This window comes from Aeromicrobium sp. Root472D3 (assembly GCF_001426485.1).
Lineage (GTDB): Bacteria > Actinomycetota > Actinomycetes > Propionibacteriales > Nocardioidaceae > Aeromicrobium.
This window is the reverse complement of record NZ_LMET01000001.1, coordinates 1,372,370-1,394,011: the sequence shown is the minus strand read 5'-3', so window position 1 is coordinate 1,394,011 and position 21,642 is coordinate 1,372,370. Positions and strand designations below refer to the sequence as shown.

At 71.6% G+C, this 21,642-nt stretch carries 23 protein-coding genes; 15 read left to right on the top strand and 8 right to left on the bottom strand.

Features of this window, described 5'->3' with window-relative positions:
• Nucleotides 1-31 precede the first annotated feature (31 nt).
• The 4 genes from ASD10_RS06885 to purU are packed head-to-tail and all read left to right on the top strand — an operon-like array spanning nt 32 to nt 3,869.
• Nucleotides 32-817, top strand: a complete 786-nt coding sequence (locus ASD10_RS06885; RefSeq protein ID WP_056606543.1) for an endonuclease I family protein — start codon at nt 32-34, stop codon at nt 815-817.
• 55 nt (nt 818-872) lie between these two features.
• A complete protein-coding gene (locus tag ASD10_RS06880) occupies nt 873-1,457 on the top strand; it encodes a PadR family transcriptional regulator (protein ID WP_056606540.1) in 585 nt (194 codons plus the stop codon).
• Entirely contained in the window at nt 1,436-2,971 is a 1,536-nt protein-coding gene (locus tag ASD10_RS06875; RefSeq protein WP_056606537.1) for an MFS transporter, read from the top strand. Before ASD10_RS06880 ends, ASD10_RS06875 begins: the two co-directional genes overlap by 22 nt.
• 37 nt (nt 2,972-3,008) lie before the next feature.
• Entirely contained in the window at nt 3,009-3,869 is an 861-nt protein-coding gene (purU, locus tag ASD10_RS06870; protein WP_056606534.1) for a formyltetrahydrofolate deformylase, read from the top strand.
• Between the two features lie 30 nt (nt 3,870-3,899).
• On the opposite strand, the gene ppk2 is transcribed toward purU, so the two are convergent.
• On the bottom strand, nt 3,900-4,805 hold the full coding sequence (ppk2, locus tag ASD10_RS06865; RefSeq protein ID WP_369797548.1) for a polyphosphate kinase 2: 906 nt from the start codon (nt 4,803-4,805) through the stop codon (nt 3,900-3,902).
• A 121-nt stretch (nt 4,806-4,926) separates the two neighbouring features.
• Between ppk2 and ASD10_RS06860 the strand changes: the two genes are divergently transcribed.
• The 5 genes from ASD10_RS06860 (at nt 4,927) to ASD10_RS06840 (ending at nt 9,303) form a co-directional block, all read left to right on the top strand.
• Nucleotides 4,927-5,553: a DedA family protein gene (locus tag ASD10_RS06860; protein WP_056606531.1), complete on the top strand. Its 627-nt coding sequence runs from the start codon at nt 4,927-4,929 to the stop codon at nt 5,551-5,553.
• 83 nt (nt 5,554-5,636) lie between these two features.
• Nucleotides 5,637-6,674 (top strand): sulfate ABC transporter substrate-binding protein, encoded by a 1,038-nt coding sequence (locus ASD10_RS06855; protein ID WP_056606528.1) that lies wholly within the window; start codon nt 5,637-5,639, stop codon nt 6,672-6,674.
• Nucleotides 6,671-7,522 (top strand): sulfate ABC transporter permease subunit CysT, encoded by an 852-nt coding sequence (cysT, locus tag ASD10_RS06850; protein ID WP_056606525.1) that lies wholly within the window; start codon nt 6,671-6,673, stop codon nt 7,520-7,522. Before ASD10_RS06855 ends, cysT begins: the two co-directional genes overlap by 4 nt.
• On the top strand, nt 7,515-8,345 hold the full coding sequence (locus ASD10_RS06845; RefSeq protein ID WP_056606522.1) for a sulfate ABC transporter permease: 831 nt from the start codon (nt 7,515-7,517) through the stop codon (nt 8,343-8,345). Before cysT ends, ASD10_RS06845 begins: the two co-directional genes overlap by 8 nt.
• Nucleotides 8,335-9,303: a sulfate/molybdate ABC transporter ATP-binding protein gene (locus ASD10_RS06840; RefSeq protein ID WP_056606519.1), complete on the top strand. Its 969-nt coding sequence runs from the start codon at nt 8,335-8,337 to the stop codon at nt 9,301-9,303. The genes ASD10_RS06845 and ASD10_RS06840 overlap by 11 nt, the downstream gene beginning before the upstream one ends.
• 33 nt (nt 9,304-9,336) lie before the next feature.
• On the opposite strand, the gene ASD10_RS06835 is transcribed toward ASD10_RS06840, so the two are convergent.
• The 3 genes from ASD10_RS06835 to ASD10_RS06825 all read right to left on the bottom strand — a co-directional run bounded on the left by ASD10_RS06835 (nt 9,337) and on the right by ASD10_RS06825 (nt 13,667).
• On the bottom strand, nt 9,337-10,536 hold the full coding sequence (locus ASD10_RS06835; protein ID WP_056606516.1) for an MFS transporter: 1,200 nt from the start codon (nt 10,534-10,536) through the stop codon (nt 9,337-9,339).
• A gap of 77 nt (nt 10,537-10,613) precedes the next feature.
• On the bottom strand, nt 10,614-11,282 hold the full coding sequence (locus ASD10_RS06830) for a hypothetical protein (RefSeq protein ID WP_056606513.1): 669 nt from the start codon (nt 11,280-11,282) through the stop codon (nt 10,614-10,616).
• Between the two features lie 159 nt (nt 11,283-11,441).
• On the bottom strand, nt 11,442-13,667 hold the full coding sequence (locus ASD10_RS06825) for an NADP-dependent isocitrate dehydrogenase (protein WP_056606510.1): 2,226 nt from the start codon (nt 13,665-13,667) through the stop codon (nt 11,442-11,444).
• A gap of 210 nt (nt 13,668-13,877) precedes the next feature.
• Here ASD10_RS06825 and ASD10_RS06820 point away from each other — a divergent pair, with 210 nt between their 5' ends.
• The 4 genes from ASD10_RS06820 to ASD10_RS06805 are packed head-to-tail and all read left to right on the top strand — an operon-like array spanning nt 13,878 to nt 16,498.
• Nucleotides 13,878-14,144 carry a hypothetical protein gene (locus tag ASD10_RS06820; RefSeq protein ID WP_082556067.1) on the top strand — a complete coding sequence of 89 codons (267 nt, stop codon included), beginning with the start codon at nt 13,878-13,880 and terminating at the stop codon, nt 14,142-14,144.
• Entirely contained in the window at nt 14,144-15,016 is an 873-nt protein-coding gene (locus ASD10_RS06815; protein WP_056609957.1) for a DUF692 domain-containing protein, read from the top strand. Before ASD10_RS06820 ends, ASD10_RS06815 begins: the two co-directional genes overlap by 1 nt.
• Nucleotides 15,013-15,456 (top strand): hypothetical protein, encoded by a 444-nt coding sequence (locus ASD10_RS06810; RefSeq protein WP_056606508.1) that lies wholly within the window; start codon nt 15,013-15,015, stop codon nt 15,454-15,456. Before ASD10_RS06815 ends, ASD10_RS06810 begins: the two co-directional genes overlap by 4 nt.
• A gap of 52 nt (nt 15,457-15,508) precedes the next feature.
• Nucleotides 15,509-16,498 (top strand): malate dehydrogenase, encoded by a 990-nt coding sequence (locus tag ASD10_RS06805; protein WP_056606505.1) that lies wholly within the window; start codon nt 15,509-15,511, stop codon nt 16,496-16,498.
• A 161-nt stretch (nt 16,499-16,659) separates the two neighbouring features.
• On the opposite strand, the gene ASD10_RS06800 is transcribed toward ASD10_RS06805, so the two are convergent.
• Together ASD10_RS06800 and ASD10_RS06795 are read right to left on the bottom strand one after the other, a co-directional pair.
• Nucleotides 16,660-16,935, bottom strand: a complete 276-nt coding sequence (locus ASD10_RS06800) for a DUF3017 domain-containing protein (protein WP_056606502.1) — start codon at nt 16,933-16,935, stop codon at nt 16,660-16,662.
• Nucleotides 16,932-17,783, bottom strand: a complete 852-nt coding sequence (locus tag ASD10_RS06795) for a bifunctional methylenetetrahydrofolate dehydrogenase/methenyltetrahydrofolate cyclohydrolase (RefSeq protein ID WP_056606499.1) — start codon at nt 17,781-17,783, stop codon at nt 16,932-16,934. The genes ASD10_RS06800 and ASD10_RS06795 overlap by 4 nt, the downstream gene beginning before the upstream one ends.
• Before the next feature lie 151 nt (nt 17,784-17,934).
• On the opposite strand from ASD10_RS06795, the gene ASD10_RS06790 reads away from it, so the two are divergent.
• Nucleotides 17,935-18,588, top strand: coding sequence for a TetR/AcrR family transcriptional regulator (locus tag ASD10_RS06790; RefSeq protein ID WP_056606496.1), 654 nt, complete (start codon nt 17,935-17,937; stop codon nt 18,586-18,588).
• The gene (locus tag ASD10_RS06785) at nt 18,585-19,121 is read left to right on the top strand and encodes a YbaK/EbsC family protein (protein ID WP_056606493.1); all 537 of its coding nucleotides are present in this window, start codon (nt 18,585-18,587) and stop codon (nt 19,119-19,121) included. The genes ASD10_RS06790 and ASD10_RS06785 overlap by 4 nt, the downstream gene beginning before the upstream one ends.
• Nucleotides 19,122-19,142: 21 nt before the next feature.
• Here ASD10_RS06785 and ASD10_RS06780 read toward each other — a convergent pair whose 3' ends face one another.
• Complete coding sequence (locus ASD10_RS06780) at nt 19,143-20,069, bottom strand: DMT family transporter (protein WP_056606490.1); 927 nt, start codon at nt 20,067-20,069, stop codon at nt 19,143-19,145.
• A gap of 5 nt (nt 20,070-20,074) precedes the next feature.
• A complete protein-coding gene (gene purH / locus ASD10_RS06775; protein ID WP_056606487.1) occupies nt 20,075-21,634 on the bottom strand; it encodes a bifunctional phosphoribosylaminoimidazolecarboxamide formyltransferase/IMP cyclohydrolase in 1,560 nt (519 codons plus the stop codon).
• Between the last annotated feature and the right edge of the window lie 8 nt (nt 21,635-21,642).

The following is a 21,642-nucleotide window of genomic DNA, read 5'->3' as shown; positions in this document are numbered from 1 at the left end:
GCACCGTCGCGGTGTGGAACCATCCCGGAGCATGACCTTCACTCTCGGGAGGGGCCGCGCCCTCGCGCTCGCCCTCGTCAGCCTGTTCCTCGTCGTCCTCGGCACCGCCGGGTCCGGGCCCGCCACGGCGGCGTCCGACGACTACTACGCGCCGGCCGCCGGCAAGACCGGATCCGCGCTCGAGTCGGCCCTGCACGACATCATCGACGACCAGACGAGGCTGTCGTACAGCCAGGTCTGGACGGCCCTGCAGGACACCGACGAGGACCCGTCGAACCCGTCCAACGTCATCGAGATGTACTCGGGCACGTCGATCGCCAAGAACCGCAACGGTGGATCGGTCGGCGACTGGAACCGCGAGCACGTGTGGGCGCAGTCGCACGGCGACTTCGGGACGGGCGCCGGCCCGGGCACCGACCTGCACCACCTGCGACCCGCCGACGTGCAGGTCAACAGCACCCGCGGCAACAAGGACTTCGACGGTGGTGGGTCGGCGGTGTCGGGGTGCAGCGGCTGCCTGACCGACGGCGACTCCTTCGAGCCGCGCGCCGCCTACCGGGGCGACGTCGCGCGGATGATGTTCTACATGGCGGTGCGCTACTCCGGCGACGACGGCTTCGCCGATCTCGAGCTCAACGACACGGTCAACGGCTCGACGCGCTTCCACGGACGCGTCTCGACGCTGCTGCAGTGGAGCGCGGCCGATCCGGTCAGCGCGGCCGAGGTCCGTCGCAACGACCGCATCGACGCCGCCTGGCAGCACAACCGCAACCCGTTCATCGACCACCCGGAGTACGCGGCGCAGATCTGGGGCTGACGACTCGGTTGCATCCTGCGACCATCTGCCATATATTCCGCATGGAATATTTCGGATGGAGCACGGAGGCACCATGGGCATCACCCCGTTGGCGCTGTCGGCGCTCGCGCTGCTGGCCGAGCGCCCCATGCACCCGTACGAGATGTACCAGCTGCTGCTGGAGCGTCACGAGGACGAGCTGGTCAAGGTGCGGCCCGGATCGCTGTACCACGCGGTCGAGCGGCTCGAGGACCACGAGCTCGTCGAGGTCGTCGGCACCGAGCGCGAGGGCAACCGTCCCGAGCGCACGACCTACGCCATCACGACCGCCGGACGCTCGGCGCTGGTCGAGCGCATCCGCGACATGCTCAGCACGCCCGTCAACGAGTTCCCGCAGTTCCCCGTCGCGCTCGGCGAGGCCCACAACGGGCCCGCCGACCTGGTCGCCGACGACCTCAGGTCGTACGTCGCGGCGCTCGACGAGCAGATCCACCACGCCTCCACGTACCTCGACGCCGCCCATCAGCGGGGCGTGCCGGAGGTCTACCTGCTCGCCGGCGAGTACGTCCGGCACCTCCGACGGGCCGAGCGCGACTGGATCACGACCCTCATCACCCGCATCGAGACCAAGGACCTCCCATGGCACCCCGACCACCCCTGAGCACCGACCTCCCACCCACGTACAACCCCTGGCCCGCCCTCTGGGCCATGGTCATCGGCTTCTTCATGATCCTGGTCGACAACACGATCGTCTCGGTCGCGACGCCCGCGATCCGCGACGACCTCGGCACCGACTACAACTCGGTCATCTGGGTCACGAGCGCCTACCTGCTCGCGTACGCCGTGCCGCTGCTCGTCACCGGACGGCTCGGCGACCGCTTCGGCCCTAAGAACATGTACCTGCTGGGGCTCACGATCTTCACGCTCGCCTCGCTGTGGTGCGGCCTGACCGGCTCGATCGAGATGCTGATCGTGGCGCGCGTCGTGCAGGGCCTCGGTGCCGCCCTCATCACGCCGCAGACCATGGCCGTCATCACCCGCACGTTCCCGGCCGCCAAGCGCGGCGGAGCCATGGCGCTGTGGGGCGCGACGGCGGGCGTCGCGACGCTCGTCGGCCCGATCCTCGGCGGCGTGCTGGTCGACAGCCTCGGCTGGGAGTGGATCTTCATCGTCAACGTCCCCGTCGGCATCATCGGCTTCGTGCTGGCCGTGCGCCTCGTGCCGGTGCTGCCGACCCACAGCCACTCCTTCGACTGGCTCGGCGTCGCGCTCAGCGGCATCGGCGTCTTCCTCGTCGTGTTCGGCATCCAGGAGGGCGAGAAGTACGACTGGGGCACCATCACGGGCGTCATCAGCGTCCCGTTGCTCATCGCGGTCGGCCTCGTCGTGTTCGCGACGTTCGTGTGGTGGCAGGGCCGCATCCGCAAGGAGCCGCTCGTCCCGCTCGGGCTGTTCCGCGACCGCAACTTCTCGCTCGGCAACTCCGGCATCGCGCTGGTCTCGCTCGCGATCACGTCGATGTCGCTGCCGTTCTTCTTCTACGCGCAGGGCGTCCGCGGCTGGAGCCCGACCGAGTCGGCACTGCTGATGGCGCCGATGGCGGTCGTCCTGATGGTGCTGTCGCCGTTCGTGGGCAAGCTCGTCGACCGCACGCACCCGCGCAACATCACGGTCGTCGGCTTCGGCACCGCCGCGATCGCGATGTTCTGGCTCTCGCAGCTGATCTCACCCGACACGCCGGTGTGGCTGCTGTGCCTGCCGATGGCGCTGTTCGGCGTCTCGAACGCCTGCCTGTGGGCGCCGCTCAGCGCGACCGCGACCCGCAACCTGCCGATGGCCTCGGCCGGCTCGGGCGCCGGCGTCTACAACACGACGCGGCAGATCGGCGCCGTCCTCGGCAGTGCCGCGATCGCCGCGCTGATCCAGGCCCGGCTGACCGCCAACGGGCTCGAGGGGGCCACCGAGGCCGGTCAGGGCGCCTCCGGTCCCATGCCCGCGGCCGTCCAGACCGCGTTCTCCGACGCGATGTCGCAGACGCTGTACCTGCCCGTCGTCGCCTTCGTGATCGGCGTCGTGCTGGTGCTGTTCCTGGCCAGGCCGTCACACGCCGGGCACGGCGGCGCGGCGGCACAGACGCCGGACGAGAAGGCGGAGCCGGCGGACGCGTCCGCCTAGCCGCGAGCCGGGCGCCCGCCCTCTCTAGAGTGGGCGGGTGCCCTCGTCGTTCGTCCTGACCCTGTCGTGCCCCGACCGCCCCGGTCTCGTCTACGCGGTGACCCGCTGGATCGTCGAGTCGGGCGGCAACCTGCTCGACAGCCAGCAGTTCACCGACACCACGACGCAGCCCGCCGACGAGCGCGAGTTCTTCCTGCGCGTGCACGTCGACTTCGCGACGCCGCGCGGCCTCGACGAGCTGCACGCGGACTTCGCGCCGATCGCCGCCGAGCACGCCATGACGTACCGGCTCGTCGTGGCCGAGCAGCCCCTGCGCGCCCTGGTGATGGTCTCGAAGGAGGGCCACTGCCTCAACGACCTGCTGTACCGCCAGAGCGCCGGCGGCCTCAACATCGAGATCCCCGCGATCGTGTCGAACCACCGCGACCTCGAACGGCTCGCGGCGTCGTACGACGTCCCGTTCCACCACGTGCCCGCGACCGACAAGCCCGCCGCCGAGGCGCGTCTTCTCGAGCTGGTCGAGCAGCTCGACGTCGACCTCGTGGTGCTGGCCCGCTACATGCAGATCCTGTCGGACGACCTGTGCCGCAGCCTCGACGGGCGCGCGATCAACATCCACCACAGCTTCCTGCCGAGCTTCAAGGGGGCGCGCCCGTACCAGCAGGCGCACGACCGCGGCGTCAAGCTGATCGGCGCGACCGCCCACTACGTCACGGCCGACCTCGACGAGGGTCCGATCATCGAGCAGGGCGTCCTGCGGGTCGACCACCGCCGCTCCCCCGCCGACCTCGCCCGCGCCGGCCGCGACGTCGAGGCGCAGACGCTGTCACGGGCCGTGCAGCTGCACGCGGAGTCGCGGGTGCTGCTGCACGGCCAGCGCACCGTCGTCTTCGACTAGCCCGCCTCGCCCCGCCCCGCTTGACCCGCGTCAGTCGGAGGCGTCGCGGAAGATCTCCGCGGCCGGGCCGACGACCTGCGGGTCCGCGGCCGTGACGAGCTCGCGGTCCTTGTTGTCGTAGTCGAACTGCGCCAGCACGTGGCGCATCGCCTCGACACGGGCGCGCTTCTTGTCGTTGCTCTTGACGACGGTCCACGGCGCGTCCGGGGTGTCGGTCATCGTGAACATCGCCTCCTTGGCCGCGGTGTACGACTCCCACTTGTCGAGCGACTCCAGGTCCATCGGCGACAGCTTCCACTGCCGCACCGGGTCGACCTGGCGGATCGCGAACCGGGTGCGCTGCTCGGCCGACGACACCGAGAACCAGAACTTCACGAGGTGGATCCCGTCGCCCACCAGCATCCGCTCGAACTGCGGCACCTGACGCATGAACTCGCCGTACTGCGCCTCGGAGCAGAAGCCCATGACCCGCTCGACCCCCGCCCGGTTGTACCAGGACCGGTCGAACATCACGATCTCGCCGGCCGCCGGCAGGTGCTGCACGTAGCGCTGGAAGTACCACTGCGACGACTCGCGCTCGCTGGGCTTCTCGAGCGCGACGACCCGTGCGCCACGAGGGTTGAGGTGCTCGGTGAACCGCTTGATCGTCCCGCCCTTGCCGGCGGCGTCGCGCCCCTCGAACACCACGACGAGCCGCTCGCCGCGGGTCTTGATCCAGTTCTGCAGCTTCAGCAGCTCGATCTGCAGGAGCCGCTTCTGCAGCTCGTACTCGCGGACGTCGAGACGGTGGTCGTACGGGTAGCCCTCGCGCCACGTGTCGACCTGCCGGCCGCGGTCGTCGAGCAGGACCGGGTCGTCGTCCTCGACGTCGATCACGGTGTAGCCGTGCAGCTTGGCCAGGTCGATGCCGGTCGGGGCGAGGAAGTCGGTGCTCACGCACCGGAGCCTAGGCAGGCCGCGTGAACCCGCGGTGAACGGCGACGAGTGGCGCAGTTGGCCGGTTCTCGTAGGCTCGTCGTCTACGTCGGACCATCCGGCACCTGCCGGAGGAGAACCCATGCTCGACGGGGTCAACGACGTCATCCTGGACCTCGCGGGGTCCCCGTGGGTCTACCTGGTCGTCTTCGCCTTCGTGGCCGTCGACGCCTTCGTGCCGCCCGTCCCGAGCGAGTCGGCGCTGGTCGCGCTCGCCGCGGTGTCGGTGTCGTCCGGCGACCCCGACCTCCTGCTGCTGGGGCTCGTGGCGGTGGCCGGCGCGCTCGTCGGCGACAACACCGCGTACGGCATCGGACGCAAGATGGGCACCGACCGGTTCGCGATCCTGCGCAAGCCGAAGGCCGTCGAGGTCATCGAGCGCGCCGAGCACGAGCTCGACAAGCGGGCCGCGACGCTGATCCTGACGGCCCGCTACATCCCGGTCGGACGCGTCGCGGTCAACGTGACCGCCGGCGCGACCCGGTTCCCGTACCGGCGCTTCCTGCCGCTCGCGGTGCTCGCGGCCGTCTCATGGGCCGCGTACAACATCGGCATCGGCGTCGTGGCGGGCTCGTGGGTCAGGGACAACCCCCTGCTGGGAGCCGCCGCGGCCATCGTCTTCGCCCTGATCGTCGGCGTGGCGATCGACAAGATCCTGGCCCACCGCCGGTCGACGTCTCAGGATGTGTCGAAGCGTCCCACATCGTGAGATCGGATCGGGCGGCGCTCGCACTCGCCTAGTTTGAGGGTCGGAGCGCGCACGGTGGCACGCCCTGGACCCGAGGAACGCCCATGAGGATCTTCTCCCGCACGAGCATCGCCACGGCCGTCGCCGTGTCCCTGAGCGCAGCGGTGCTGTCCGCCTGCGGCGGGGGCAGCGGAAGCGGCGGCGCCGGCGACACCCAGCTCTCGCTGGTCGGCTTCGCCGTCCCCAAGGCCGGCAACAACGCCGCCGAGGCGGCCTTCGCCCAGACGTCCGAGGGCAAGGGCGTCACGTGGAAGGAGTCGTACGGCGCCTCCGGCGACCAGAGCCGCGCCGTCGCGGGCGGCCTGAAGGCCGACTACGTCCACTTCTCGATCACGCCCGACGTGACCCGTCTGGTCGACGCGGGGCTCGTCGCCGACGACTGGGACGCCGGTGCCAACAAGGGCATCGTGACCGACTCCGTCGTCGTGCTGGTGACCCGCAAGGGCAACCCCAAGAAGATCACGGGCTGGGACGACCTCGCCAAGCCCGGCGTCGGCATCGTGACCCCCAACCCCGGCTCGTCGGGCGCCGCGCGCTGGAACATCCTCGCGGCGTACCAGCACATCATCGGCCAGGGCGGCAGCGAGCAGGACGCCTCCGACTACCTCGCGAAGGTGTTCGCCAACGTCGACGCCCTGCCGGGCAGCGGACGCGACGCGACGACGGCCTTCCAGGGCGGCACGGGCGACGTGCTGATCTCGTACGAGAACGAGGCCATCCTGGCCCGCCAGAACGGCGAGGACATCGACTACGTCGTGCCGTCCGACACGCTCAAGATCGAGAACCCCGCCGCCGTCACGACCGACGCCGACCCCAAGGCCAAGGCCTTCCTCGACTTCGTGCTGACCAAGGAGGGCCAGGAGCAGTACGTCGCCAAGGGCTTCCGTCCGCTCGAGTCGGTCGACGGCGTCGACGTCGGCACCGTCAAGGGCGCCAACGACGAGTCCGACCCGTTCCCGGCCCCCGAGAAGCTCTTCACGATCGACAACGACCTCGGTGGCTGGGAGGCCGTCAACAAGAAGTTCTTCGACGAGAACGACGGCATCATCACGAAGCTGCTGGCCGACTCCGGCAACTCGTGACGGTCGACTCCTCCTCGCTCGCCCCGGGCACCGCGCGCAGGCGCCGTGCCCGGGGCACGGGCGCTCCGCTGACGCGGTCCTCGGGCATCGGCCTCGGGATCGCGCTGACGTGGTTCAGCCTGCTGGTGCTGATCCCGCTGTGCCTCGTCGTGATCCAGTCGGTCGACGGCGGATGGACGACGTTCCGCGAGACCCTCACGAACCCCCAGACCGCCGCGGCCCTGCGGCTGACCGTCACGCAGGCGCTGATCGTCACGGTGATCAACGTCGTGATGGGGACGCTGATCGCGTGGGTCCTGGTGCGCGACGAGTTCTGGGGCAAGCGGCTGCTCGAGGTCGTCATCGACATCCCGTTCGCGCTGCCGACGATCGTCGCCGGGCTGGTGCTGCTGAGCCTGTACGGTCCCGACAGCCCGCTGGGCGTCAACGTCGCGAACACCGAGCGCTCGGTGTTCCTCGCCCTGCTGTTCGTCACGCTGCCGTTCGTCGTGCGCACCGTGCAGCCCGTGCTGATGGAGCTCGACCGCGACGTGGAGGAGGCCGCGGCGTCGCTCGGCGCCAGCCGGTTCACGACGCTGCGGCGCATCATCCTGCCGAGCCTCGCGCCCGCCATCACCGCGGGCGCCGCCCTGTCGTTCGCCCGCGGCATCAGCGAGTACGGCTCGCTGGTGCTGCTGTCGGGCAACCTGCCGCTCAAGACCGAGGTCGCGTCGGTGCGCATCCTGACGTACATCGAGAACGGCAACGAGGCCGCGGCCGCCTCCGTCGCGACGATCCTGCTGCTCGTCGCGCTGGCCGCGATCGTCCTGCTGCAGGTCGTCTCGAAGTGGGTGGCACGCCGTGGCTAGTCGTCTGCGCCAGCCGAGGACGGCCGGCACCTACGGGCGCCGCCTGCTCGTCGTCGCCTACCTGTTCCTGCTCGTCATCTGGCCCGTCGCGCTCGTCGTGCAGAAGACGTTCGAGGGCGGTCTCGACAACCTGCAGACCGCGCTGTCCGACCCCGTCGTCACCGACGCGCTGCAGCTGACGGTCGTCGTGGCCCTGTGGGCCGTCGCGATCAACACGGTCTTCGGCGTCGGCATCTCGCTGCTGCTGGTGCGCTACGACTTCCCGGGTCGCGGGGTGCTGTCGGCGCTGATCGACCTGCCGCTGTCGGTCTCCCCCGTCGTCGTCGGCCTGGCCCTGCTGCTGGCCTACGGCGGCACCAACGGCACCTTCGGCCCGGCCCTGCAGGACGTCGGCCTGCAGGTCGCCTTCGCGACCCCCGGCATCGTCATGGCGACGGCCTTCGTCAGCCTGCCCCTCGTGATCCGCGAGATCGTCCCGGTGCTGCACGAGATCGGCACCGAGCAGGAGCAGGCCGCCACGAGCCTCGGCGCGGGCCCCTGGCAGACGTTCTGGCGCATCACGCTGCCCTCGATCAAGTGGGCGCTCGTGTACGGCGTCGTGCTGAGCCTGGCCCGTGCGCTCGGCGAGTTCGGCGCCGTCAAGATCGTGTCGGGCAACGTCGCCCAGCAGACCCAGACCGCGACGCTCGTCGTCGAGCAGAAGTACCAGGACTTCGAGCAGGGCTCGGCGTACGCGACGTCGTTCCTGCTCGCACTGATCGCGGTCGCGGCGCTCGTCGTCGTGACCATCCTTCGACCCAAGGACGACACTGATGGGGATTGAGATCCGCGGCGTCAGCAAGAACTTCGGCGACTTCGTCGCCCTGCAGGACATCGACCTGAGCATCCCCAGCGGCCAGCTCACGGCCCTGCTCGGGCCCAGCGGCGGCGGCAAGTCGACGCTGCTGCGCATCATCGCGGGACTCGAGTCGTCCGACAGCGGGACGATCGAGATCGAGGGCCTCGACGCGACCGGCCTGCCGGCGCAGAAGCGCAACGTGGGCTTCGTGTTCCAGCACTACGCGGCGTTCAAGCACATGACGGTCGAGAAGAACGTCGCCTTCGGGCTCGAGATCCGCAAGAAGCCCAAGGACGAGGTCAGGCGACGGGTCGCCGAGCTGCTCGAGCTCGTGCACCTCGAGCAGTTCTCGCACCGCCTGCCGTCGCAGCTGTCGGGCGGCCAGCGCCAGCGCATGGCCCTGGCCCGCGCGCTCGCGATCGAGCCCAGCGTCCTGCTGCTCGACGAGCCGTTCGGCGCCCTCGACGCCAAGGTGCGCAAGGAGCTGCGCGAGTGGCTGCGTCGCCTGCACGACGAGGTGCACGTCACGACGGTGTTCGTGACGCACGACCAGGAGGAGGCGCTCGAGGTGTCCGACAACCTCGTCGTCATCAACGAGGGACGCATCGAGCAGATCGGCACGCCCGACGACCTGTACGACCGGCCCGCCAGCGAGTTCGTGCTGTCGTTCCTCGGGCCCGTCACCCGCCTCGGCAACACCCTGATCCGCCCCCACGACATCGACATCACCCGCTACGAGCACGCCGCGACCGCGACGGGGCGCATCACGCGGTGGACGCGGGTCGGCTTCGAGATCCGGCTCGAGGTCACGCCCGACGACGTCCTGCACCCCGATCCGGTGCAGGTCATCGTGACGCGCACCGAGGCGACGGCCCTGCAGCTCCACGAGGGCGCCCAGGTGTGGCTGCGTCCCCGCGCGGGCGCCGAGACCGTCGTCAGCTGACCCCGGCCGCTGATTCCCAGGTTCACCTCGGAATCAGCGAGGGGTGGCGGTGCGGCGCTGGTACGCGAGGCCGAGCAGGAAGATCGCGAGCCCGAACGTCGCCAGCACGACGCCGACCCAGCTCGTCGCGCGGTAGCCGTACCCGGCCGAGATGATGACCGAGCCGAAGAACGCGCCCAGGCCGTTGGCGATGTTGAGGGCCGAGTGGTTGAGGGCCGCGCCCAGCATCTGCGCGTCGCCCGCGGCGTCCATGAGCCGGATCTGCAGGTTGATCGCGACGATCGAGCCCAGCGCGCCCACCGCGAGCACCAGCACCAGCGCCGGCACGACGTACGACGCGGCGAAGTAGAACGCGACCAGCACGAGCGACGTCGCGACGAAGCCGCCGATGACCGTCCGCTCGACGTCCCAGTCGGCCAGCAGCCCGGCCGCCCACGACCCCAGCACCGAGCCGATGCCGAAGGCCAGCGTGAACGCCGCGATCCACGCGTCGGACAGGTCGATGACCTGCGTGACGATCGGCGCGATGTAGCTGTACATCGCGAACAGGCCACCGAAGCCGACCATGCCGGCCGAGACCGCGAACAGCACCTGCGGACGCTTGAGCGCCGACAGCTCGCCGCGCAGCGACGCGTCGGTGTTGGCCGGCGAGTGCGGCACGAACACCGCGATCATCGCGGCTGCGGCGATCGCGATGACCAGCACCGCCCAGTAGGCGCTGCGCCACCCCAGCGTCTGCCCCAGCAGGGTGCTGGCCGGCACGCCCGCGACCGTCGCGACCGACAGGCCCAGCATGACCGAGCTGATCGCGCGGCCGCGCAGCTCGGGACGCACGAGGGACGCCGCGAGCAGCGACGCGACGCCGAAGTACGCACCGTGGGGCAGCCCCGCGACGAAGCGCGCCACCATGACCGGCACGTACCCGCTCGCGACCGCCGTGATGGCGTTGCCGACGCCGAGTGCCAGGATCAGCCCGATCGCCAGCTCCTTCTTGGGCAGGCGCGCCCCGAGCGAGACGATGACGGGCGCGCCGACCACGACGCCGAACGCGTAGGCCGTGATGATGTGGCCGGTCTCGGCGTTCGTGCGGTCGATGCCGTCCGCGATCTCCTCGAGCAGGCCCATCGTCATGAACTCGGTCGTGCCGATCGCGAACCCGCCCAGGGCGAGCGCGATCAGCGCCAGCGACACGTGGCGCGTGCGGGGACGGGAGGGCGTGGCGAGAGCAGTCACACGTCCATTCAAGTGCCTCGGCCCGCGAATGCTTCCATCGAGAGCCTGCGGGCTCTGTCACACCGGCGTCGGCGCGACTACCTGACCTTCTTGGACGCCGAGCTCCTCGCGGTGACGGTCGGGTAGCCCGCCCGCTGCGCCGAGACCCGCAGCGTGATCTTCGTGCGGCGGTCCTTCGTCGTCAGCCGGTACGACGTCTTCGACGCCTTCTTGATCGGCTTGCCGTTGCGCAGCCACTGGTACGTGAACCGGTGGCCGGGCGCGACCCACCGGCCCTTCGACCGCACCGAGAGCTTCTTGCCGACCTTGGCGGTGCCCTTGATCGTGGGGCGCCGCTGGTTGACGGCGGGGACGATCGCCGGGGCCGGGGCCGGCGCGGGGGCAGCGGTGGGGGCCGCAGCGCCCGCGATCGCGACCGGCGTCGACGACGACTCGTCCTGCGTCGCGCCGAAGCGCACGCGCTCGACGACGACCAGGGTATGGCCCAGGTCGGCCTCGGACGGCACGTAGTCCTGGGCGCGGCTCAGCACGTCGCCCTCGCCGTCGCGCAGCCACTCGTAGGTGCGCACGTCGGGCGTCGTGCCCCACGTGGCCGGCACGGCCTCGAGGTCGGAGCCGACGGCCGGTGTGCCCGACACGGCGACCTTCGGCACGCCGGCGCTGACGGCCTGCTGGGTCGCCGACGGGCCGACGAGAAGGGTCAGGACGACTCCGGCCGTCCCGAGTGCACCCACGAGCTTCTTCACCGGCCACCTTCGTCCACGAGTCGTGAGCCGGCGGTCACGTCGATCCGTCCGGCCTTGATGAAGAGAGCGCGGGCGGCCCATCATGACGCGGGACGAGTCCTGACTTCAGGACGGACGAAGGCCCCGCCCCCGGACGGGAGCGGGGCCTTCGCGGCGGTCTCAGACGACGCGCGACTGCAGGTCGGCCAGCACCGACGTGAACGTGCCCGAGGGGCGCATCACGGCGTTGACCTTCTCGCTGTCGGGGTGGAAGTAGCCCCCGATGTCGGCCGGGTTGCCCTGGACGGCGAGCAGCTCGTCGACGATCGTCTGCTCGTTCGAGGCCAGCTCGCCCGCGACGTCGGCGAAGGCGGCGGCCAGGTCGGCGTCCTCGGTCTGCTGCGCGAGCTCCTGCGCCCAGTACAGCGACAGGTAGAAGTGGCTGCCGCGGTTGTCGATCGTGCCGAGCTTGCGGCCCGGCGACTTGTTCTCGTCGAGGAACGTGCCGGTGGCCCGGTCGAGCGTGTCGGCGAGGATCTGCGCGCGGGCGTTGCCCGTCGTCGTCGCCATGTGCTCGAAGCTCGACGCGAGGGCCAGGAACTCGCCCAGGCTGTCCCAGCGCAGGTAGTCCTCCTTGACGAGCTGCTGCACGTGCTTGGGCGCCGAGCCGCCGGCACCCGTCTCGAACAGCCCGCCGCCGTTGATCAGCGGGACGATCGACAGCATCTTGGCGCTCGTGCCGAGCTCGAGGATCGGGAACAGGTCGGTGTTGTAGTCGCGCAGCACGTTGCCGGTGACCGAGATCGTGTCCTCGCCCTTGCGGATGCGGTCGATCGAGTACTGCGTCGCATCGGCCGGCGACATGATCTCGATCGTGAGGCCGTCGGTGTCGTGCTCGGGCAGGTACGCGTCGACCTTGGCGATCAGGTTGGCGTCGTGGGCGCGGGTCTCGTCGAGCCAGAAGATCGCCGGGGTGTCGGAGGCGCGGGCGCGGGTGACCGCGAGCTTGACCCAGTCGCGCACGGGGACGTCCTTGGTCTGGCACGCGCGCCAGATGTCGCCGGCCTCGACCGCGTGCTCGATCAGCACCGTGCCGGACGCGTCGACGACCTGCACCGTGCCGGCCGAGGCGATCTCGAACGTCTTGTCGTGGCTGCCGTACTCCTCGGCCGCCTGGGCCATGAGGCCCACGTTGGGCACCGAGCCCATCGTGGTGGGGTCGTACGCGCCATGGGCGCGGCAGTCGTCGATGACGGTCTGGTAGACGCCGGCGTACGAGCTGTCGGGGATGACGGCCAGCGTGTCGGCCTCGGCGCCGTCGGGACCCCACATGTGCCCCGACGTGCGGATCATGGCGGGCATCGAGGCGTCGACGATGACGTCGCTCGGCACGTGCAGGTTCGTGATGCCCTTGTCGGAGTCGACCATCGCGAGCGCCGGGCCGTCGGCCAGGCCCTTCTCGAAGGCGGCCTTGATCTCGGCGCCGTTCGGGAGCTCGTCGAGCCCCGCGAGGATGCCGCCGAGCCCGTTGCTGGCGCTGAGGCCCGCGGCGTCGAGGTCGGCGCCGAACCGGGCGAAGACGTCCGGAAAGAACGCCTTGACGACGTGGCCGAAGATGATCGGGTCGGAGACCTTCATCATGGTGGCCTTCAGGTGCACCGAGAACAGGACGCCGTCGGCCTTGGCGCGGGCGACCTGCTCGGCCAGGAAGGCGTCGAGCGCGGCCGCGCTCATGACGGTGCCGTCGACGATCTCGCCGGCGAGCACGGGGAAGGGCGCCTTGAGCTCGGTCGTGGCGCCGTCAGCGTCGACGTGCTGGATCGAGATCGTGGTGTCGGCGTCGATCACGACCGACTTCTCGTTCGACCGGAAGTCGTCGGCGCCCATCGTGGCGACGTCGGTCTTCGAGTCGCTGCTCCACGCACCCATCGAGTGGGGGTGCTTGCGGGCGTAGTTCTTGACCGACAGCGGCGCGCGACGGTCGGAGTTGCCCTCGCGCAGGACGGGGTTGACCGCGCTGCCCTTGACCTTGTCGTAGCGGGCCCGGACGTCCTTGTCGTCGTCGGAGCGCACCTCGTCGGGGTAGTCGGGCAGGGCGTAGCCCTGGGCCTGCAGCTCGGCGATCGCGGCCTTGAGCTGCGGCACCGACGCGCTGATGTTGGGGAGCTTGATGATGTTGGCCTCGGGCTGCTTGGCCAGCTCGCCGAGCTCGGCGAGGGCGTCGCCGATCTGCTGCTCGGGGGTCAGACGGTCGCCGAACAGGGCGATGATGCGGCCCGCCAGGGAGATGTCGCGGGTCTCGACCTCGACGCCGGCCGTCGAGGCGTAGGCCTCGATGACGGGGAGGAAGGAGTAGGTCGCCAGTGCCGGCGCCTCGTCGGTGTGGGTGTAGATGATCTTGGCCATGGGTGCGGCAGCTCCTACGTGTGGATGCCCGACTGATCCCATCGGGACGGGCGAAGAATCTTTTGACATCAAGATAACTCACCCGGGGACGTGTGCTCCCGTCCCCTCGGCGACGGTTCCCCTTCCACGGACGCCCGCGAGGTGGCACGATCCACCTCACACGTCACGTCGAGGACGACGGACCCGGGCCACATCGTTCTGGAGGTTCCCATGGGCATCACCGTGATCGTCGTCGTCGCCCTGCTCGCCCTCGGCGGCCTGGTGTGGTTCGCGTTCTTCACGCGCGACACGTCGGCCCGCTCGTCGAGGCGCCGCCGCTCCGCCGGCGGGTACGGGGCCACCGGCGGAGGCGCTGCCTACTTCGGCGGCGACTCCTCCGGCGGCGGCCACGACGCGGGACCCACCTGCGGTGGCGGGTCGTCGTCGTGCGGCGGCGGGTCGTCGTGCGGGGGCGGCGGGTGCGGCGGCGGAAGCTGATGCCCCGCTCCCCCGTCGCGGGCCTCGGGGTGGGCGCCGGCTGGCGGCCGGCGATCGCGCACGAGCTGCTCGCCCGCACCCGGTCGGGCATGCGGTTCTCCGAGGTGGTCGCCGAGAACGTGACCCCCGGTGCCCTGCCGAAGCCGCTGGCCGAGGCCGTGCGGGCCGGGCTCACGGTCGTCCCGCACGGCGTGACCCTCGGGCTCGCGGGGGCCGACGCGCCCGACCCCGGACGCCTCGACCACCTGGCGTCGCTGGCGCGGGCCCTCGGGGCGCCGCTCGTCAGCGAGCACATCGCCTTCGTCAGGGCCGGGGCGCCCGCGCCGGACGACGTCCACACCGACGTCCTCGAGGCGGGCCACCTCGTGCCGGCGGCCCGCACGTCCGACGCCCTCGCGGTGCTGGTCGACAACGTCCGCGCCGCGCAGGACCGGCTGCCCGTGCCGCTCGCGCTCGAGAACATCGCCGCGACCCTCGCCTGGCCCGAGAGCACGATGGACGAGGCCGAGCTCCTCACGGCCCTGACCGACGCGACGGGCTGCCTGTTCCTGCTCGACGTCGCCAACCTCCACGCGACCTGCTCGGCGCTGGGCGGCGATCCCCGCGACCTGCTCGACCGGATGCCCCTCGACCACGTCGCGTACGTGCACGTCGCGGGCGGCTTCACCGACCCGGAGGGGGTCTACTGGGACACCCACGCCCACGACATGACCGACGACGTCCTCGACCTCGTGACGCACGTCGTCGACACCCTCGGCCCCGACGGGCCCCCGGTGCTGCTCGAGCGCGACACCGACGTCTCGGCCGAGGTGGTGCGCCACGAGCTCGACCGGCTGCAGCACGCCGTCGACCGGGCCGGGCTGCCGGCATGACCCGCGACGCACTGAGGGTGCGGCAGCAGCACGTGCTGGCCGCGCTGCTGCGGGGCGACGTGCCCGAGGGCTTCGAGGCCCGCTCGGCCGACCTGACGATCCGGACGCTGCGCACGAAGCGCCGCAGCGAGGCCGTCGCCGCCGTCCCGATGCTGCGCGACGTCGACGACCTCGTCGTCCGCTTCGACGCGTGGGCGGCCACGACACCGCGACGCGGGTGCGTGCACGACGACGTCGTCGACTTCCTCGCGTCCGACGACGGGCCGCTGCCCGAGCCCCTCGCCTCGATCCGCGCCGTCGAGCGCGTGTACCGGCGCCGGGCCCGGCGCGCGACGGACCGTCGCGGCGGCGCCCGCCGATGGGTCGTCGCGGTCGGCTCACGGGTCTGGCACGTGGGCCCCCGCTCGCCCCGGCGCGTCGAACAGGTCGACCTGCGCTAGTTTCGGGAGTGAAGCCCGTCACTACGCCCCGTCTTGCAAGGAGCACCTCACGATGAGCACAACCCCCGTCAAGGTCGCCGTCACCGGCGCAGCCGGCCAGATCGGCTACAGCCTCCTCTTCCGCCTCGCGAGCGGTGCCCTGCTGGGCCCCGACACTCCCATCCAGCTGCGGCTGCTCGAGATCACCCCGGCGCTCAAGTCGCTCGAGGGCGTCGTCATGGAGCTCGACGACTGCGCGTTCCCGACGCTCGACTCCGTCGAGATCGGCGACGACGCCAACCACATCTTCGACGGGGTCAACCTCGCGCTGCTCGTCGGCGCGCGTCCCCGCACCAAGGGCATGGAGCGCGGCGACCTGCTGTCGGCCAACGGCGCGATCTTCACGGGTCAGGGCAAGGCGCTCAACGACCACGCGGCCGACGACGTCCGCATCGGCGTGACCGGCAACCCGGCCAACACCAACGCGCTGATCGCGATGCACAACGCCCCCGACATCCCGCAGGAGCGGTTCTCGGCGCTGACGCGCCTCGACCACAACCGCGCGATCTCGCAGCTCGCGACCAAGACGGGCTCGAAGGTCGCCGACATCAAGAAGCTGACGATCTGGGGCAACCACTCGGCCACGCAGTACCCCGACATCTTCCACGCCGAGGTCGGTGGCCGGAACGCCGCCGAGGTCGTGGGCGACCAGGCGTGGATCGCCGACACGTTCATCCCGACCGTCGCGCAGCGCGGTGCCGCGATCATCGAGGCGCGCGGCGCGTCGTCGGCGGCCTCCGCGGCGTCCGCGACGATCGACGCGGCCCGCACGTGGCTGACCGGCACGCCCGAGGGCGACTGGGCGTCGATGGCCGTCCGGTCCGACGGCTCCTACGGCGTCCCCGAGGGGCTGATCTACTCGTTCCCCGTCACGACCTCGAACGGCGACTGGGAGATCGTCCAGGGCCTCGAGATCGACGACTTCTCGCGCGCCAAGATGGACGCCACGGCGCAGGAGCTCATCGAGGAGCGCGACGCCGTCACCGAGCTCGGCCTCATCTGACCCGAATCGCCGACGAGTCGCCCACGCCCGCCGACGAGTCACCCACGCCGACCGACGAGTCACTGTCGGATCGCCGCCGGTGACTCGTCGGCGGGCGTGCGTGACTCGCGAGCGGGCGTGCGTGACTCGCGAGCGGGCGTGGGTGACTCGCGACCGGTGGGTCAGCCGGGCTGGTTGGGGATCAGGAAGGGCAGCACCAGCAGGGCCACGCCCAGCGTCGTCATCCACACGATGTCGAAGGCCTTGCCCCGCACCCGCAGCATGCCGGTGTGGTCGATCGGGACGACCGAGCGCGCCAGGGCTCCCGCGACGAAGGCCAGCCCGATGCCGCCGACGCCGAGGCGCCACTGCCCCAGCGCGATGAGCGCGAGACCCGCGACGACCGCGACGAGCTGCAGCAGGTAGAACTGCGACCCACGGCTGCGCGGTGCCCTCACGGGTTCAGGCGCTCCGCGGTGTCGACGACGTTGGCCAGCAGCAGGGCGCGGGTCATGGGGCCCACGCCGCCGGGGTTGGGCGAGATCCAGCCCGCGACCTCGTGGGCGGCGGGGTCGACGTCGCCGACGATGCCGTTCTCGTCGCGGCTGACGCCGACGTCGAGGAGCGCGGCACCCGGCTTGACCATGTCGGCCGAGATGATGCCGGGAACACCCGCGGCGGCCACGACGATGTCGGCACGGCGCACCTCGGCGGCGAGATCGGTCGTGCCGGTGTGGCACAGGGTGACGGTGGCGTTCTCGCTGCGCCGGGTCAGCAGGAGGCCCATCGGACGTCCGACCGTGATGCCGCGACCCACGACGACGACGTGCTGTCCCGCGATCGGCACGTCGTGGCGCCGCAGCAGCTCGATGATGCCGCGCGGCGTGCAGGGCAGCGGGGCCTCGCGACCCAGCACGAGCCACCCCAGGTTGGTCGGGTGCAGGCCGTCGGCGTCCTTGAGCGGGTCGATCCGGCCGATCGCGGCGTTCTCGTCGAGGCCCTTGGGCAGGGGCAGCTGCAGGATGTATCCCGTGCACGCCGGATCGGCGTTGAGCCCGTCGATCGCGTCCTCGACCTCGGCCTGCGTCGCCGTCTCGGGCAGGTCGACGCGGATGGACTCGATGCCGACCTCGGCGCAGTCGCGGTGCTTGCCCGCGACGTACCACTGGCTGCCGGGATCGTTGCCGACCAGGATCGTGCCGAGCCCGGGGACGATGCCCCGCTCGCGCAAGGCGGTCACCCGCTCGCGAAGCTCGCCCTTGATCGCGGCAGCGGCCGCCTTGCCGTCGAGGATCTGCGCAGTCACGGGACGAGTGTTTCACGCCCCGGGGCCCGCACGTCGTCGGGCGACGCCCGGCGGCACGTGGCGTCCGGGGGCGGCCTCATAGACTTCGTCCCGGCGGGAGCGTTCGGGAGCACGACCCGGTACGCCGATCCCTGCCCCGGAAGGATCCCCGATGACCTCACGCGCCCAGCTGACGCAGGAGCGCAGCCGCCAGCGCCGCGGCGAGCTGCTCGCCGCCGCGATCGAGCTGTTCGCCGAGGGGGGCGCCCGGGCCATCACGCACCGGGCCGTCGCCGCGCGCGCCGGCCTGCCGTCGGCCACCACGACGTACTACTTCGAGTCGATCGACGAGCTGATCCGCGAGGCGCTCGGCGCCCACGTCACGCAGTGGTCCAAGGACCTCGACGCCCTCGCGGCGATCGACATCGGCGCGGGGATCAGCCTCGACGACGCGACGGCCTACATCTCGGGCATCTTCACGCAGCGCGATCCCGAGGTCGCGGCCCTGCACCTGTCGATCTTCCTGGCCGCCTCGCGCGAGCCGGTGCTGCAGGACGTCGCGGGCGAGGCCCTGCGGTCGCTCGAGCGGCTCGCCACCGTCGTGCTGTCACGGATGGGCGTGTCCGAGTCCGACGAGGTCGCGGCGGGCATCACGTCCCTGATCGCCGGCACGGCGCTGCGTCGCCAGTCACGGGTCTACTCCGAGGAGTCCGAGGCGCGCTTCCTCGGCGCGTCGATCCGCAACCTCGTCGCCGGTCACGCGATCGGTCCCGACGCCGTCACGTCGGCGCTCGCCGGGCTGCAGCCGTCGGTCCCCGCGTCATGACGCCAACGGTCGGCACCCTGCCGCTCGAGCCCTACCGGGCCGACCTGGTGGCACCTCCCGTGGCCGCCCTGCTGGCGACGCTGCCCGACCTGGCCGCGTCGGCGTTCGTCGTCGCGATCGATCCCGCCCTCGCCGACACCCAGGCCCTCAACGCGGCGTACGACCTCGACGCCGACCTGGGCGCCAACTGCGTCGTGGTCGTGGGCCGTCGTGGCGCCGACGAGCGCCCCGCGGCCTGCGTCGTGCTGTCGAGCACGCGCGCGGACGTCAACGGGCTCGTGCGGCGCACCCTCGACGTCCGCAAGTGCTCGTTCGCCCCGCAGGAGTGGGCCGTCGGCGAGAGCGGCATGGAGCACGGCGGCATCACGCCGGTGGGCCTGCCCGCGGCGTGGCCGATCCTGGTCGACCGTGCCGTGACGGAGCAGCCGTGGGTCGTGATCGGCAGCGGGCTGCGCCGGTCCAAGCTCGTCGTGCCGGGCGCGGCGCTGGCCGACCTGCCCGGCGCCCGCGTGCTCGACGGCCTCGGCGTCTAGCGTCTAGCGACCGCCCGCCGGTCACACCGGCGGCGCGGACTCGACCGGCGCACGGTGCGTCACCGCGAGCCACACCACGGCCACCAGGACGAGCGCTCCCCCGACGGCCTGCAGGCCCGTCAGCGACTCCGACAGCAGCCACGTGGCCAGCCCGACCGTGACGACCGGCTCGAGCGTCGACAGCACGGACGTCGACGTCGGTCCGAGCAGCGCCAGGCCGCCGAAGAACGCCAGGATCGCGACGACCGTGCACACCAGCGCGATCGCCACCAGCGTGCCCCACCCCCGCCCCGACGACGGGAAGGCCGCGGGACGTCCGGCGACCGCGAGGACCGCGACGACGCCACCGCACACGACGGCGGCCGCGACGCACACGATCGTCGAGACCGCGAGGACGTCCATGCCGTCCGTCACGACCGAGCCGACCGTGATGTAGACCGAGTAGATCACCGCGGCGCCGATGCCGAGCGCGATGCCGAGCGGTCGCCCCGATCCCCCGCCGACGACGAGCGCCGAGCCGACGAGCGCGAGCACCAGCGCGGCCGCCGTCACCGGACCGATGTGCTCGCGCAGGAACACCGCCGCCAGCACCGCCACGAACGCCGGGAACAGGTACAGCAGCAGCGCCACGAGACTGGCCTGCGCGTGCTCGAGGGCCAGGAAGTAGCAGTACGACTGCCCGACGTAGCCGATGCCGCCCATCGCGGCGACCGGCAGGCACCGGCGCAGCGGCGGCAGCGCGAACCGGCGGGCGCGCATGACGCCGACCAGCACGACGGACGCCAGCGCGAAGCGGACGAAGATCAGCGCCGGGGTGTCGACGCCGTCCTCCTGCGCCCACACCCCGAAGATCGCCATCGACCCGAAGGCCGCCGCCGACAGCGCGACGAGCAGCGCCCCCGCCAGCGCACCGGGTCTCGCGCCGGTGGACCGCGCGGGGGCGCTCACGGGCGTCAGTGGAAGAAGTGCCGGGTGCCGGTGAAGTACATCGTGACGCCGGCGGCGCGCGCGGCCTCGATCGACTCGTCGTCGCGCACCGACCCGCCGGGCTGGACGACGGCCGTGACGCCGGCGTCGAGCAGCACCTGCAGGCCGTCGGCGAACGGGAAGAACGCGTCGGATGCCGCGACCGAGCCCGTGGCCCGCTCCGCACCGGCGCGCTCGACCGCGAGGCGGCACGAGTCGACGCGGTTGACCTGGCCCATGCCGACGCCGACCGAGGCGCCGTCCTTGGCCAGGAGGATCGCGTTGGACTTGACGGCGCGCGTGGCCGTCCACGCGAACGCCAGGTCGGCCAGCGTCGCGTCGTCGGCGGGCTCGCCCGCGGCGAGCGTCCACGACGACGGGTCGTCGCCGGGGGCGTCGACCAGGTCGCGCTGCTGCACCAGGCGTCCGCCGCTGACGGCACGCGTCTCGGTGGCCGCGCCCGCCTGGGCGGTGCTGCGCAGGATGCGGATGTTCTTCTTGCCCTGCAGCACCTCGACGGCGCCGGGCTCGTAGTCGGGGGCGACGATGACCTCGGTGAAGACCTCGGCGACCTGCTGGGCCATCGCGACGCTGACGGGCCGGTTCGCGGCGATGACGCCGCCGAAGGCCGAGACGGGGTCGCAGGCGTGAGCCCGCGCGTGGGCCTGCGCGACGTCGGTGCCGATCGCGATGCCGCACGGGTTGGCGTGCTTGATGATCGCGACCGCCGGGTCGGCGTGGTCGAACGCCGCACGCCACGCGGCGTCGGTGTCGACGTAGTTGTTGTAGCTCATCTCCTTGCCGTGCAGCTGCTCGGCGGCGGCCAGACCGCCCGTCCCGTCGGTGTAGAGCGCCGCCTGCTGGTGCGGGTTCTCGCCGTAGCGCAGCGTCGAGGCGAGCGTCCACGTCTCGCTGACGGTGGCGGGCCACGGCGACTCGGGATCGGGCGCGTACGACGTGGCGAACCAGGCCGAGACGGCGGCGTCGTAGTCGGCGGTGTGCGCGAACGCCTCGGCGGCCAGGCGCTTGCGCTGCTCGAGCGTGAAGCCGCCGGCGGCCAGGGCCTCGCCCACGGCGGCGTAGCGGTCGGGCGACACGACGACCGCGACGCTCGGGTGGTTCTTGGCGGCCGCCCGCACCATCGACGGGCCGCCGATGTCGATCTGCTCGACGCACTCGTCGGGCGTCGCCCCCGAGGCGACCGTGGCGCTGAAGGGGTACAGGTTCACGACGACGAGGTCGAAGGGCTCGATCTCGAGGTCGGCGAGCTGGGCGACGTGGTCGTCGAGCCGCCGGTCGGCCAGGATGCCCGCGTGCACGCGCGGGTGCAGCGTCTTGACTCGTCCGTCGAGGCACTCGGGGAACCCCGTCAGCTCCTCGACCGGCGTCACGGGGACGCCCGTGGCCTCGATCGTCTTCGCCGTCGAGCCCGTGGAGACGATCGACACGCCCGCGGCGTGCAGGTCGGCGGCGAGCTGCTCGAGACCGGTCTTGTCGTAGACCGAGACGAGGGCACGGCGGAGAGGACGGGGCGAGGAGGTGGTCATGCAGGTTC

Excerpts from the sequence above, each read along its gene's own strand:
- ASD10_RS06885 (WP_056606543.1), top strand. The coding sequence starts at position 32 with ATGACCTTCACTCTCGGGAGGGGCCGCGCCCTCGCGCTCGCCCTCGTC.
- ASD10_RS06805 (WP_056606505.1), top strand. The coding sequence starts at position 15,509 with ATGAGCACAACCCCCGTCAAGGTCGCCGTCACCGGCGCAGCCGGCCAG.
- ASD10_RS06810 (WP_056606508.1), top strand. The coding sequence starts at position 15,013 with ATGACCCGCGACGCACTGAGGGTGCGGCAGCAGCACGTGCTGGCCGCG.
- ASD10_RS06855 (WP_056606528.1), top strand. The coding sequence starts at position 5,637 with ATGAGGATCTTCTCCCGCACGAGCATCGCCACGGCCGTCGCCGTGTCC.
- ASD10_RS06820 (WP_082556067.1), top strand. The coding sequence starts at position 13,878 with ATGGGCATCACCGTGATCGTCGTCGTCGCCCTGCTCGCCCTCGGCGGC.
- ASD10_RS06815 (WP_056609957.1), top strand. The coding sequence starts at position 14,144 with ATGCCCCGCTCCCCCGTCGCGGGCCTCGGGGTGGGCGCCGGCTGGCGG.
- ASD10_RS06785 (WP_056606493.1), top strand. The coding sequence starts at position 18,585 with ATGACGCCAACGGTCGGCACCCTGCCGCTCGAGCCCTACCGGGCCGAC.
- ASD10_RS06875 (WP_056606537.1), top strand. The coding sequence starts at position 1,436 with ATGGCACCCCGACCACCCCTGAGCACCGACCTCCCACCCACGTACAAC.
- ASD10_RS06825 (WP_056606510.1), bottom strand. The coding sequence starts at position 13,667 with ATGGCCAAGATCATCTACACCCACACCGACGAGGCGCCGGCACTGGCG.
- ASD10_RS06790 (WP_056606496.1), top strand. The coding sequence starts at position 17,935 with ATGACCTCACGCGCCCAGCTGACGCAGGAGCGCAGCCGCCAGCGCCGC.
- ASD10_RS06840 (WP_056606519.1), top strand. The coding sequence starts at position 8,335 with ATGGGGATTGAGATCCGCGGCGTCAGCAAGAACTTCGGCGACTTCGTC.
- ASD10_RS06880 (WP_056606540.1), top strand. The coding sequence starts at position 873 with ATGGAGCACGGAGGCACCATGGGCATCACCCCGTTGGCGCTGTCGGCG.
- ASD10_RS06860 (WP_056606531.1), top strand. The coding sequence starts at position 4,927 with ATGCTCGACGGGGTCAACGACGTCATCCTGGACCTCGCGGGGTCCCCG.
- purH (WP_056606487.1), bottom strand. The coding sequence starts at position 21,634 with ATGACCACCTCCTCGCCCCGTCCTCTCCGCCGTGCCCTCGTCTCGGTC.